Here is a 12,698-nt window from a genome sequence, read left to right as displayed (position 1 = left end):
TCAGAAGAGGGAGTAGAGCTGACTCAGCGGCAGCCGGTCGGCAGGGGCGGGCTGGATCCGGTCGCCGTCCACGGTGACGTCGAAGGTCTCGGAGTCGATCTCGATGTGTGGCAGCACGTCGTTGTTGACCATGTCGGACTTGCCGATGTGCCGGGTGGGTTTCACCGGTGCCAGCCGTCGGCGCAACCCCAACCTGCCTTCGAGCCCGTCGTCGATGGCCGCGGGTGCCACGAAGCTGAGCGACAGGTCCGCGCCGGCGCGGTCGGCGAACGCGGGACGCATGAGTACCGGCTGCGGCGTCGGGATGGAGGCGTTGGGGTCGCCCAGTGCGCCCCACACGAGCGCACCGCCCTTGATGACCACGGACGGCCGTACCCCGAAGAACCGGGGGTCCCACAGCACCAGGTCGGCCAACTTGCCGGGCTCCACCGAGCCGACCTCGTGGTCGATGCCGTGGGCGATGGCGGGGTTGATCGTGTACTTCGCCACGTAGCGGCGGGCGCGCTCGTTGTCCGCCGGAAGGTCGCCGCCCAGCGCGCCGCGCCGGTGCTTCATCACGTGCGCCACCTGCCACGTGCGGCAGATCACTTCGCCGATTCGGCCCATCGCCTGGGCGTCGGAGGAGGTGACCGACATGGCGCCCAGGTCGTGGAGTACGTCCTCTGCGGCGATCGTGGTCGCCCGGATCCGGGACTCAGCGAAGGCCAGGTCCTCAGGCACCCGCGGGTTCAGGTGGTGGCAGACCATGAGCATGTCGAGGTGCTCGGCGACGGTGTTGACCGTGTGCGGCAGCGTGGGATTGGTCGACCCCGGGATGACGTTCGGCTCCCCGGCCACCTTCATGATGTCCGGCGCGTGCCCTCCGCCGGCGCCCTCGGCGTGGAAGGCGTGGATGGACCTGCCGCCGATCGCCGCAAGGGTCGACTGCAGGTAGCCGGCCTCGTTGAGGCTGTCCGCGTGCAGGGCGACCTGGAGGCCGTACTCCTCGGCAGCTCGAAGTGCGCCATCGATGGCGGCGGGGGTTGCGCCCCAGTCCTCGTGGACCTTGTAGGCCGCCGCGCCGGCGAGCGCCTGTTCCTTGAGCGCCTCGCCGCCGACGGTGTTGCCCTTGCCCATCAGCAGAACGTTCACTGGCAGGTCGTCCAGGCTGCGGTGCATGGTTTCCAGGTGCCATGCGCCGGGCGTGACCGTGGTCGCCTTGCTGCCTTCCGATGGTCCCGTACCGCCGCCGCCGACCGTGGTCGTGCCGGTGGCCAGCGCCTCCTCCAGTTGGGAACGGGACAGGAAGTGCACGTGCAGGTCGATCGCGCCGGCGGTGAGGATCCGGCCCTCGCCCGCGATCACGTCCGTGGACGGGCCGATCACCAACTGGCGATGGACACCGTCCATGACGTCGGGGTTCCCGGACTTGCCCAGCGCCACGATGCGGCCCGCGCGGATGCCCACGTCGGCGCGTACCACTCCCCAGTGGTCGAGCACGACCGCGTTGGTGATGACGGTGTCGACGACGCCGGACCGGCGGGTGCGCGCCGACTGGCCCATGGACTCGCGGATCGACTTGCCACCGCCGAAGACCATCTCGTCCCCGCCGAACGTGCGGTCCTCCTCGACCTCGATCCACAGGTCGGTGTCGCCGAGGCGCACCTGGTCGCCGGTCGTCGGGCCGTACATTGCCGCGTAGGCGGCGCGGGAGATCTCAGCCATCGAGGTCGGCACCGCCGTCCTTGACCTGGATGCCGGGAACCCGCCGGGTGCCCCTCAGCGCCACCACGTGCACCGTCCTGGTGGCGCCGGGCTCGAACCTTGCGGAGGTCCCGGCAGGTATGTCGAGCCGGAAGCCGTGAGCGGCGGCGCGGTCCATTTCCAAGCTGGCGTTGGCCTCCGCGAGGTGCAGGTGGGATCCGATTTGGATCGGGCGGTCGCCGGTGTTGAGGATGACGAGCGTGGCGCGTTCGTCTTCGTGGCGATCGCCGTTGAGGATGTGGTAGCCGGGCGGGGTTCGGATCGCTCCTGGTGCGGCTCCCGCTCCTGGTCCCGATCCCGCGGTCTGGGAGAACATGTCGCCACCTCCGCTCAGATCACCGGATGGTGCAGCGTGACGAGCTTGCGCCCGTCCGGGAAGGTCGCCTCCACCTGGACGTCCGTCAGCATCTCCGCCACCGCCGGCATGACCTGGTCACGGCTCAGCACGCGGCGGCCCTCCTCCATCAACTCCGGAACCGAGCGCCCTTCCCGGGCACGCTCGATGACCCAGGTGCTCAGCAGCGCCACCGTCTCGGGGTAGTTGAGGCGTACGCCCCTGCCGAGCCGGTCGCGGGCGACCATGCCGGCGGTCGCGAGCAGGAGCTTCTCCTGGTCTGACGGAGTCAGGTGCATCGGCGGCCACGCTTTCGCTGGGGTCAGTCTCCTGCCGGGATTCGAGGCGGCAGGCGACCGACGCTAGATACGCCGCGTTTCTCGCAAGATCCGACGGTGTTTCACCCGAGTAACGCGTGGCTGCACGCGCGCCTCCAGGTCGCGAAGGGCCTCCCTGGCGCGCCGGCCATCCGCCGAAGGAGCCCCCTCATGGTTGATCTCGTTGTAAGCCCATGCGCATCCGTGGGAGGACGGAAAAATGATCTTGCTGTCATCCAAGTCCGAACGACAGGCTCGACTGAACGCGCGGCTACGGGGCGCACCTGCTATGGCGAGCGCAGTGGACATCCGTCCTGCCGGACAATCCACAGCCGGCACGAGGCCGATAGCCGCGGCCGCGCATCCCTGAGTGTCAGGGTTGGGTGAGTCCAGTGGTTCAGAGCAAGTAGCCCTCCCGGGGCGAGGATGGATCTTCCTTCGATGACGATTCCCGGCACAGACATGCGTGTCAGGCACGAGGTGGTCATGGCGACGGAAGGACCTCGATCAGACCGGCTACGGCGGCGGTCGTTTCCTCCGGCGGAGAAGCTGCGGCTGGTCGCCGAGTACGAACAAGCCGTGGCCGACGGCGACGGGTATCTGCGCCGTGGCGGCTTGTACTCGTCGCTGATGAGTGAGTGGCGCCGCGCCCGTGACGCCGGGCTGTTGGAGGGGAAGAAGCCCGGTCAGAGCGTCCGGGTACGGTACGACGGTGGTCGACCGCACGTCGCCTGCGCCGATCCTCCCAACGGGCCCTGCGGCGCAATCACGCGGTATGGAAGGGCTTCGGATGCATAGCGCCCGTTTGGTCGTCGACTCGCACCGCAAGGTCGTCCTTCTACCTCTTCACCCTCACAGGACGTGATCTCCTTCGAGTAGACCTCCGCCCTTGAGGTAGATGGCCCGGCCGTCCGATGAACTGCGTCCAGCAAGGCAGGCGAAGCGCCGGGTGAACGGTGCGATCGTCCACGCGACGCTCCGCTGCCCAGGTCGACAGTGACCTCGCATCAGCCGGTCGACTGTGGCCGATAGGTGCCGCGAACGAACTCGTGAAGCCAGTCGTAAAGGACCCTCTGGCGCGGGTCTCTACTGTTCGCCGCCTGAAGAACCGCATCGTTGCCCTGGTAGTAAGCAAGGAACGCGCTCTTCATGTAACCGTAACCCGACTCCACCGTTCAGGTAGGTGATGTAGCGGTCGCGGAACACGTCGTCCGTAAGCATCCGCTCGTCGAACTCGACCTCGACGCCCATCCCGTAGCGCTTGGCGACGGCGGACGCGTCCTCGATGCGCTCGGCGCTCACGTCCTCGAAGAAGTAGTTCGGCTGAAATGCTGCTGCGTCGATGCCCACGTCGGACCACATCTTGTCCAGCAGTGTGTATCCGGCGTGGGGGTCGTCGGCTCGGCCCATATCGGAGATGATCACGTCGACTGGGTTCTGGTGCAGGTGGTCCAAAGCCTCCTCGGTCGATGTCGCGGCATCGAGCCTGATGCCGATGGCCTCGAGCGCCCTTCGTAGCGGTTGTTGTCCGGGCGGTCGTCGACCCATAGTGCTGCTGAGCCCTGCAGCGCACGTTGTGCGGGGCTCCCGGGTAGTGCGTCGGCGAGTTCGGCCGCGGCGCATGATGGGTCCACCAAACCAGCGGCTTGCCCTGGTTTCACAAAGAGGATCAGCGCTGGCCAAACCAGCGCGCCGACCCGAGCCGCGACCGCTGTCAGTAGGTCCGTCAGCGCCTTCATAGGCGTCCTCCCGACGGGGAATCGTAACCGCCAGGATCACCTTAGGTAGGCATTATTGACAGACCTGCTCCACGTCGCTGGCTGTACCTTCAGCGCCACAGGCCCTCACGGCCGTAGCCCGAAGTGTCTGTCCGGATCCAGATCGGCTAACTAGTCAGAGACCCAAGGCGATACACCACTCCACCAGAGTGGGCGAGTACCACTTGGCCCGCATGCCCGGCGCCACAGGCGAGTAAGTCGTTGCACGTCGGCATCACCTACTCCTGGCAGTTCGCGGCGTACGTCGCTGTCGAGCGTCGGTGGACCATCGCTCATCGTGGGATCGTCCCAGTCGATCGTATGGAGGGTGTGTTGCCCCCTGAAAGTAGAACCCGGGTTTGAGTCGTGGCATAACGAATCCTCGGACCCCAGATCCAGAGGTCTCGACTTCTTCAGGCCAAGAGTTCGACTCGCGTGGTTCCTAGTGCCTTCCGCACATTGATGCCGCGCATCATGACGTGCCGAAAGCCTGCCACTGCACCAGGGATCAGGGTCGAGAAGCGCTTCATCACGGCGTCCGGCCGCACGCGAGCTCGGCCCCACCTGCACGGTGCGACGACGGCGGGAGAGCTACGTTGAGGGAGCCGGCGCCTTTGTGACCGACCGGATCCCCCACCGCCGTCAACCCCAACCTGCAGTGGGACCCGGACTCGGAAACTCTGTTCGCGTGCGCACCAGCGCCCGCGCGTCCGATAGTGGAGAGAGCGGACCTTCTGGGAGGAGCGGTGGGCGCGGCGTACGCGAGCTCGCGCGAGGGTATCGGGACGACTGTACGGGAAGCAGAGACCGCGGAACCTACCCAGAAAACGAGGAACCAGCGGAAGTCGAGGACGTGCAGGAAATGGGGGGATCCGTGGGAAATCTCATGGGCAGGGCCGCATCAGTCGCGGCCGAGGTGAGTGACGGTGTGGGGCGGAAGTTCCATTCCATGGCGCGGCGCCGCGGCGTCCACAATGGTCACCAGCTGGGGGTGAGCCGCTGGGAGGTGATCACGATCAACCGGTCGCCGGAGGAGGTCGCTCCAGGAGGTCGGTTGCCCGGGCCGTTGGCGGAGTTCGGAGATGCGGTCGAGGTACGGATCAGCCCGGCTCCCGCGGACCGGGGAACGGAGATCGCGGGCCGGTGGCGCCAGTCGTCCCAGTTCGGAACCGCTGACGGCCCGAACGGGGAGGGCGACGCCCAGCCGTTGCGCTCGGCGCTGCGCGCGACGCGGCAGCTCGTCGAGGTGGGTGAGGTGCTGGTGCTCGAGCCGCAGCCAGCCGGTAAGCGGTCACCGCTGCCGACCACGACGACCTTGGAGGCGGCAGCGCGACGGGTCGGCAGGAAGGGACAACTGTGAAAGCACTGTGTTGGACCGGGGTGAACGAACTGGCCGTCGAGGACGTCAGCGAACCGGCGATCCTCAATAGCCACGACGCTATCGTCAAGGTCAACCTGACGACCACGTGCGGGTCGGACCTGCATCTGTTAGGCGGCTACATTCCGGCGATGCGATCAGGAGATGTGCTCGGCCACGAGTTCCTGGGCGAGGTCGTCGAGGTGGGCTCGTCGGTCAGCAAGCACCGCGTGGGTGACCGGGTGGTGGTCTGCTCGTTCATCAGCTGCGGAGAGTGCTGGTACTGCAAGCACGACATGTGGTCGCTGTGTGACAACGGAAACCCGAAGCCGGAGTTCGGGGAGGCGCTGTGGGGCGCCGGCATCGGCGGGTGCTACGGGTACTCCCATGCCATGGGCGGCTTCGCCGGGAGTCACGCCGAATACGTCCGGGTGCCTTTTGCCGACCGCGGCGCCTTCACGGTCCCGGACGGAGTGCACGACCGGACGGCGTTGTTCGCCTCCGACGCGGTGCCCACCGGGTGGATGGGCGCGGACCTCGGCGGTGTGCGGGCCGGGGACGTCGTTGCGGTCTGGGGTGCCGGCGGAGTGGGCCAGATGGCCGCGCGAGCGGCGATGTTGCTGGGCGCGGAACGTGTGATCGTCATCGATCGGCTCCCAGAACGCCTGCGTCAGGTCGAGTCACACATCGGTGCGGACACGCTCGACTACACCGAGACCGATGTCGAGGCCGAACTCCGCGAGCGTAGCGGTGGTCGTGGACCCGACGTGTGTATCGAGGCGGTCGGGCTCGAGGCGCACAGCCCTGGCGCGGCGTACGTGTACGACCAGATCAAGCAGCAGTTGCGGCTGCAGACCGATCGGCCGATCGCGGTCCGGGAGGCGATCCGCGCCTGCCGCAAGGGCGGGAGCATCTTCATCCTCGGCGTGTTCGCCGGCGTGGTGGACAAGTTTCCGCTCGGTGCCGTGATGAACAAGGGCCTGACGATACGGTCCGCCCAACAGCATGGGCACCGCTACATCCCAATGCTGTTGGAGCGGATGTCCAAAGGCGAACTCGACCCTTCCCACCTCGCCACTCACGTCATGCCGTTGAGTGAGGCGCCGCGGGGATACGAGATGTTCAAGGAGAAGATGGACGGGTGTGTGCGGGCGGTGTTCCAGCCAGGAGCCTGAGCGTAGAGCCCGCACGGCGTTCCGCAAACTACTGCGCCGGCGCGAGCCGGGTGCCGATCGTCTTCTCCATGTCGTCGTAGGGGCGACCGACGTTCGCGCAGTGGTCGGCCAGCACGCACAGCTTGGGTCGGACCGTCCTGCGGCTGTCGGGAATGTCGAAGACGTTGCACGCCTCGGCGTACTGCGCGACAACCGCAAGGTCTTCCGTTCACCCGTGCCGCCGACCAGGATCGGCGGCCGGTTGATCGGACGCGGGCTGTCGACCGGATGCGCGAGCCGGTAGTGCTTGCCATCGAAGAGCTCGCCAGGTCGCTCGCGGCCGCGTTGTTCGACACCGAGGACAACATGGTCCGGATCGACATGAGCGAGTACCAGGAACGCCACACCGTCAGCCGGCAGACATGAGGAGCGTCATGCCGGTGGCGTTGGTGGCCTGCAGCAGCACGAAGGCGGTAGTGATCAGCACGACCTGCGCGGCCGACGAGCGGTTCATCCCGCGTCGGCGGAGTCGCCGGGCCGCTGGCGTTCCAGATCGCGAGCACCCAGCCGACTCAACGGTGGGTGGCGCCGTAGAAGGGTGACCAGGTTCAGCGTCAGGGCGGGGCTGAGGAACGCGACCTGCAGTCCCCAACAGAGCCGATAGCACTAGCAGACGTCTCAGACGGGTCCTTCGGGTCGGCTTGGGCGTCGCTCGTCAGAGGAGTTGAGCGGTCGGCCGGATCAGGATCTCGTTGAGTGTCATCCGGCGGGGGCGGGTGACCGCGAACGCGATCACATCGGCGACGTCCTCGGCGGTAATGGCCAGCTGGGCGTAGAACTGCTCGGTGTTCTGCTTGGTGGAGGGATCGGTGATGTGATCGGTGAGTTCGGTAGCGACCGCGCCGGGCTCGATCACGATGACGCGGATGTCCGGCTGCAGCTCTTGCCGCAGTGCCTCCGACCAGCCGTTCATACCCCACTTGGTGGCGGAGTAGACAGCGTTGCCGGCGCGGGCGGTCCGGCCGGCGACGGAGGAGATGTTCACCAGGTCTCCACCGCCCTGGCGCAGCTGCGGCAGGAACACCTCGGTGGCGGTCATCGCGCCGAGCAGGTTGACCTCGACCATCCGCCGTGCCTCTTCGTGTTGCTCGGACCCGAAGGGGCCGAGCAACATCACGCCCGCGTTGTTGACCAGCATGTCGGCCCCGCCCAGTTCCCGCTGGACACGGTCTGCTGCCGCTAGCAGGGCATCGCGGTCGGTGACGTCGGCGGCGATCGCCAGGCTTCCGCTGCCGAGTTCGGTCGCCAGCCGCTCGAGGCGGTCGACGCGACGGGCCAGCAGCGCCAGCCGGTAGCCCTGAGCGGCGAGGGCACGAGCCGTCGCGGCGCCGATCCCGGAAGACGCACCGGTGATCACGGCGACCTGGCCGGTGCCTGGGCCGGCGGCGTGGTCGTCAACCATGAGAGGTTCCTTTCTGCTTGGAGGTGGCGAGTCCGACGAGCTGATCGGTGCTGCCGGAAGTGACCAGGCTGGCCACCATGACCAGACGGCGGTCCCGCTTCGACAGTTCGGCGCGTTCCCACACGTGGCCGAACAAGATGTCGTCGGTGAGCTCGGCCAGCTTCGGGGCGAAGTCCCCGCCCAGACGTTGGGTGGCTGTCGGGTTGTCGTCAGACACGTTGGTTTCCTTCCCTGGTGACGGCGGATGAGCACACCGGGTGGATCAGCAGTAGCTTTCGTGGCCGCTGCCGCGGGCGCCACTAACGGTCAGGGCCGCGGTCCGCCGGTCGATCTCGTCGATCTCGCCTGAGCTGAGACGAGCGTCGACGGCGGCGAGGTTCTCCTGGATCCGTTCGATCTGCCGGGAACCGGGAATGGGCGTCGCCGCGGTGCAGAACGGGGGCTTTGCAACGACGATTGCTTGGGCAAGTTGGATGTTGCCATCAGTGAAGCTGTCCGCCTCACCGCGAGGACGGAAGCGGTGCCAATGCTGGTGTCGCCGAGCGCCGGCGGCAATACCAGCGTCGCGCGAATCCCCAACTCGAGCGCACGTACGGAGAAGGCCACCCAGGCCGTCGAACCCACCACGCCGTACGAGCTTCGCGACCGCGCCTTCCGCGGTCCCGCCGGCGCACGTGTCTCAGGTTGTTGTCACCCGGTCATCTGCCTACCGTCTAATCCGTTGGACTGCCAGCCAAAACTTAAGGATCAGACACCTGGCGGCCGGAATGTGACGGGCTTCCCCGCGGCCGCATCGACCTCCTCAGGCGTCAACAGGACGACCGTCTTGGTCGTGACAGTGCCACTGGCCGCGACTGCCAGACTCAGGGCTGCGATCGAGGCGTTGTCCGGAGCCTCGATAATGCTGTAAACATCATCTGATCCGAAAGCGAAATACATGGCCTCGAGGGTGCAGCCCAGTTGTCTCGAAATATCCTCGACAGCCAACTTTCGCGCGCTGCCGCCCTTGTCGAGCAAGCCTTTCGCACCAGACTCCGTATAACTACCCTGCACCAGGAATTTCGGCATGGTATACCTCCCACGCTGGCAGCCTACGTCGTTCACTACCGCCGAAACCATGCCCCCAGTCACGTTGTGAGCGGTCGTTGGTCAGTCAGGCCACGATCTCCGCATCGCGGGTGTTGCATTGCGGAGCCTCCCTATCATCAGGGCAGGGCCTCGAACGCCGAATACTGCGACGTTCAACGATCCGCTGGAGCCACTCGGGGGCGCGCCACGACCGTGCCGCGTTGGGGGCATTAGCGAGGCCGCGACATTTCCGAAACCGACTCTACATTCTCCCGCGCATACGCTGATACTACTGACGGCGCAAGAGACGGACGTCCAGTGAGTGGACCGCCCGGGTGCACTCCCATTTGGGGATCGTCTGCCGCTGACGGCCGGGACCCGCACCCGCGGTGCGCGGACGCCATCCGAAGACTGGAAAAGTGAGCACCTCGATGTGGTCGGCGTCGGGTGTTCGACACGGCGTGGCCGGGCCTGAGCTTTCGCACCAACCAGCCCAGTCGCAGAAGGTCGTCGGCGTCCCGTTTTCGGTCGGAGATCCACGATCGTCTTTCGGCCCGTGCGGCGGTCGTGGTGGCCGCCGAGCCGGACGGCTCGGTCACCCGCCATTGTCTCCGTTGATCTCGTCGGGCTGGATGTCGCTACAACCGATCGCCTTCGCGAGGTGACGGGTTTGTTGCCAGACGCTTCAGGGCGGCCGGGCATACCTCGCACCGGCGCCATGCCGGGCAGAGCCGACATATGCGGGCGACTATCGAGGGCTAAGAAAGGTTTTTGAATCAAACGACGGTCAAAGTACCGTCAATAACCTCATGAGCGAACCAGTCGTGATTGGACATACCGGTTTCCGGGGAGTCCTCGTGGGGGCGCTCAAGATTGGTGCAATACGTGGGAGCCGCGATGCCCGGCCGCTTCCCACGGGCTTAGCTGGGGTTCATGGATGCCAATTGACGGTCGCTATCCGACTGCGGAACATCGCGTCCGGGACCTGCCGGTTCAGGATCTGCCGAACTGCATCAGGTTGATGGCCCGGCCGTCTGATGGGAGTGGTTCCCACATGCGAGCCAGAATCGGCTGTTAGGCCACGACGAGACGACCGTGTCGCGGGGCTGTCTACGACGCCGATGAAGACCGCGCCCTCGGCGCGAGCCCCGCCAAGCATGTCCGCATGGACGTTCGGCCGGATCTGAACCTCCGGCACAGTGGCTCGTCCAATCCACACTCCGAGTAGGAACGGGAGGTTGTCATGGATCGCGCGAACCCATTCCGTCACCTCGAAGCACGCTTCGAGAGGTGTATATCCTATGAGGATCTACAAGCTGAAGTGTGTCGCTCCACTCGGGAACTCACCGGTGCCGCAGGCGTATGCTTCGTCCTCAAAGACGAGGACCAATGCCGCCACGTAGCGGTGGACTCGGACATCCCATTGTGGCTTGGCCAGAGTTTCCCGATAGACGGATGCCTTAGCGGCTGGGCAATACTTCATGCGACAACAGCTGTGGCGCCTGACATTCACAAAGACAGCCGGGCCGCGAAGGTGGCGCACCTACCAACGCCGGTCCACAGCATGATGATGTGCCCAATCATCGATGGCGAGCCGGTGGGAGCGCTCGGTGCATACTGGCCGCAGTCGGGTGTTCCAAACGCACATTGCCTCGCGGTCCTGGAGAAGATCGCGTCGCTCAGCGGATCGGCCCTGCGCCGCTTCAACGTCACGCGGTCGGCGCCACACAGGTCCTGACGACACCGACGGTTGGCTGAGTCCCCCAGACGCTCTGGGTGGTACGAGGGTCGGAGAGTCATTGGATCGATGCCCTCATCGAGCGCGGCGCGCTCGACCGGATCAGCCTCGCCGAGGCGCATCCGTCGAGCCCCGGGGCTACGGGAGGAGTACGTGGCCGACGTAGCAGTCAAAGGCGTGGCCCAAAGGGCATCGACATCGACCCGACCTTCCAGGTCGCTGTCGTGATGCGCAGCCATCAGCGGTTGGGCTACGCATCCTGGCTGCGCCGCTCGGGCATGGCGACAGGTGGGAACAGCACCACTCTGCGCCCCGGCGGCAGGAAGCGGTCGACCCATCCATCCGTAGGCACGGACAGTGATGCGCTTCCCGACGACGGCGCGAACTGGCACTGCTCCTCAGACAGGAACGTCCGCCGCCCCTATGCCGAGGCGATCGCACACACCGCGGACGGTATCCCGTACCTGCGTCCGGAGCTGGTCCTTCTGTACAAGGGCATCAATGCTCGCCCCAAGGATGAGGCGGACTTCGCAGCGACGGCACCGCTATCGGCGGCTGAGGCCCGCGGCTGGCTGGCACACGCCCTCGCCGAGACGCGAGGCGAGAGCCACCCGCAGGGTCCTCTGCGATTCATGCGAGCACCGCCCCCACCTCCTCCTCCGTCGACGGATGACACGAGCACGGACATGAGAGTGGCGCACGACAGGAAGACGCTCGTCCTGGGCTGTCCCGGTAGGTGCCTGACGGTGGTGTGTCAGTAGGTGCCTGACGGTTCGCCGTGATGTCGGTGGTTCGGTCAACGATGTTTCGGTCGATGGCGTTCCGCGGGCGTCGTCGGGCGGGATGCTCATGGGGGCAAGGCGCTCCACACGGCGGGCAGGATTCCGCATTGGAGCCCGCTGGGGTTGAGAGGGGCAATACTCATGCGGAAAACCAAACGCAGCACGCGTACGACCAGGGCGCTCGCGCTGGTCGCGAGCTCGCTGATCACGGTGGCGGTGTCGGCCTCGCCGGGCTTCGCCAGCCAACAAGGCGCCGTCCAGGCTCACGACCACTCGCACAGTGTGGACGGACAACTCCGCCTCCTGCGGACGATGATCGCGGCCCGAACCCACGGACAGGAGTGGCGGTCGCAACTGAACGCGTCGAGCTACTCCGGCCATGTGAAGTGCAAGAACCAGGTTCTGGACGGTGTGAATGTCGACAGCATCACGGTGCCGCCAGGCAAGATGTGCATCCTGACCAACTCGGCCGTGGCCGCAAACGTCATCGTCAAGAAGAACGCGATTCTGGGCGCCGCCGACAACAGAATCGGGGGCGACCTGCTCAGTTACGCCCACGCGGTGCTGCAGGCAGAAGACAACCAGATCGGGGGCAGCGTGTGGATGAAGAAGGGCCGCCCTGCACCAGACGCCCTCATCGAGGACGCCCTTTGCGGCAACCGAGTCGGGGGGAACACCTCGCTGCGGCGCAACACCGGCTTCATCGCGATCGGAGACCCCAGTGTCGGGTGCGCGGGAACCGTCGTCGGGGGGAACCTCTCGGTGACCCACAGCTACACCAACGACGGGGACATGCTCGATGTCCTCAACAACCTCGTCGGCGGGAACATCCGGATCCGCGACAACGCCGGCGAAGGCTCCAAGACGGTACAGAACAACGTTGCCGGCGGGAAACTGTCCTGCTTCGGAAACCAGAATCCCTTCGTCGGCGCACCCAATACCGCCGCGAAGGTTCGAGGACAGTGCATGTAGTAACGAAGCTCAGC

The 12,698-nt window shown here is 66.2% G+C and carries 13 protein-coding genes; 5 read left to right on the top strand and 8 right to left on the bottom strand.

The genetic code is table 11. The annotated features are described in order from the left end of the window. The 5 genes from ABZV93_RS08205 to ABZV93_RS08185 form a co-directional block, all read right to left on the bottom strand. Window positions 1-1,704, bottom strand: coding sequence for an urease subunit alpha (locus ABZV93_RS08205; RefSeq protein WP_354932306.1), 1,704 nt, complete (start codon window positions 1,702-1,704; stop codon window positions 1-3). Next, window positions 1,697-2,059: an urease subunit beta gene (gene ureB, locus ABZV93_RS08200; protein WP_354932305.1), complete on the bottom strand. Its 363-nt coding sequence runs from the start codon at window positions 2,057-2,059 to the stop codon at window positions 1,697-1,699. The genes ABZV93_RS08205 and ureB overlap by 8 nt, the downstream gene beginning before the upstream one ends. Before the next feature lie 14 nt (window positions 2,060-2,073). Then, the gene (locus tag ABZV93_RS08195; protein ID WP_354932303.1) at window positions 2,074-2,376 is read right to left on the bottom strand and encodes an urease subunit gamma; all 303 of its coding nucleotides are present in this window, start codon (window positions 2,374-2,376) and stop codon (window positions 2,074-2,076) included. Between the two features lie 1,025 nt (window positions 2,377-3,401). Beyond that, a complete protein-coding gene (locus tag ABZV93_RS08190; protein ID WP_354932301.1) occupies window positions 3,402-3,545 on the bottom strand; it encodes a DUF4855 domain-containing protein in 144 nt (47 codons plus the stop codon). Beyond that, on the bottom strand, window positions 3,481-3,942 hold the full coding sequence (locus tag ABZV93_RS08185) for a DUF4855 domain-containing protein (protein WP_354932299.1): 462 nt from the start codon (window positions 3,940-3,942) through the stop codon (window positions 3,481-3,483). Before ABZV93_RS08185 ends, ABZV93_RS08190 begins: the two co-directional genes overlap by 65 nt. Window positions 3,943-5,100: 1,158 nt before the next feature. On the opposite strand from ABZV93_RS08185, the gene ABZV93_RS08180 reads away from it, so the two are divergent. The 3 genes from ABZV93_RS08180 (at window position 5,101) to ABZV93_RS08170 (ending at window position 7,088) form a co-directional block, all read left to right on the top strand. Further along, window positions 5,101-5,511, top strand: a complete 411-nt coding sequence (locus ABZV93_RS08180; protein WP_354932297.1) for a hypothetical protein — start codon at window positions 5,101-5,103, stop codon at window positions 5,509-5,511. Further along, complete coding sequence (locus tag ABZV93_RS08175; RefSeq protein ID WP_354932295.1) at window positions 5,508-6,683, top strand: zinc-dependent alcohol dehydrogenase; 1,176 nt, start codon at window positions 5,508-5,510, stop codon at window positions 6,681-6,683. Before ABZV93_RS08180 ends, ABZV93_RS08175 begins: the two co-directional genes overlap by 4 nt. A 267-nt stretch (window positions 6,684-6,950) precedes the next feature. Beyond that, window positions 6,951-7,088, top strand: coding sequence for an AAA family ATPase (locus ABZV93_RS08170; RefSeq protein ID WP_354932293.1), 138 nt, complete (start codon window positions 6,951-6,953; stop codon window positions 7,086-7,088). A 289-nt stretch (window positions 7,089-7,377) separates the two neighbouring features. On the opposite strand, the gene ABZV93_RS08165 is transcribed toward ABZV93_RS08170, so the two are convergent. The 3 genes from ABZV93_RS08165 to ABZV93_RS08155 form a co-directional block, all read right to left on the bottom strand. After that, window positions 7,378-8,124 (bottom strand): SDR family NAD(P)-dependent oxidoreductase, encoded by a 747-nt coding sequence (locus ABZV93_RS08165; RefSeq protein WP_354932291.1) that lies wholly within the window; start codon window positions 8,122-8,124, stop codon window positions 7,378-7,380. Next, on the bottom strand, window positions 8,117-8,341 hold the full coding sequence (locus tag ABZV93_RS08160; RefSeq protein ID WP_354932289.1) for a hypothetical protein: 225 nt from the start codon (window positions 8,339-8,341) through the stop codon (window positions 8,117-8,119). The genes ABZV93_RS08165 and ABZV93_RS08160 overlap by 8 nt, the downstream gene beginning before the upstream one ends. Before the next feature lie 530 nt (window positions 8,342-8,871). Continuing rightward, window positions 8,872-9,192, bottom strand: coding sequence for a GYD domain-containing protein (locus ABZV93_RS08155; protein WP_354932287.1), 321 nt, complete (start codon window positions 9,190-9,192; stop codon window positions 8,872-8,874). Window positions 9,193-10,435: 1,243 nt separating this feature from the next. Between ABZV93_RS08155 and ABZV93_RS08150 the strand changes: the two genes are divergently transcribed. Together ABZV93_RS08150 and ABZV93_RS08145 are read left to right on the top strand one after the other, a co-directional pair. Further along, on the top strand, window positions 10,436-10,930 hold the full coding sequence (locus tag ABZV93_RS08150; RefSeq protein ID WP_354932285.1) for a GAF domain-containing protein: 495 nt from the start codon (window positions 10,436-10,438) through the stop codon (window positions 10,928-10,930). Between the two features lie 923 nt (window positions 10,931-11,853). Then, window positions 11,854-12,684 carry a hypothetical protein gene (locus tag ABZV93_RS08145; protein ID WP_354932283.1) on the top strand — a complete coding sequence of 277 codons (831 nt, stop codon included), beginning with the start codon at window positions 11,854-11,856 and terminating at the stop codon, window positions 12,682-12,684. The last annotated feature ends 14 nt before the right edge of the window (window positions 12,685-12,698 follow it).

Origin of the sequence: Actinopolymorpha sp. NPDC004070, assembly GCF_040610475.1 — a bacterium.
In the GTDB taxonomy this organism is placed as follows: Bacteria; Actinomycetota; Actinomycetes; order Propionibacteriales; family Actinopolymorphaceae; genus Actinopolymorpha.
This window is presented reverse-complemented; position numbering and strand designations above follow the sequence as displayed.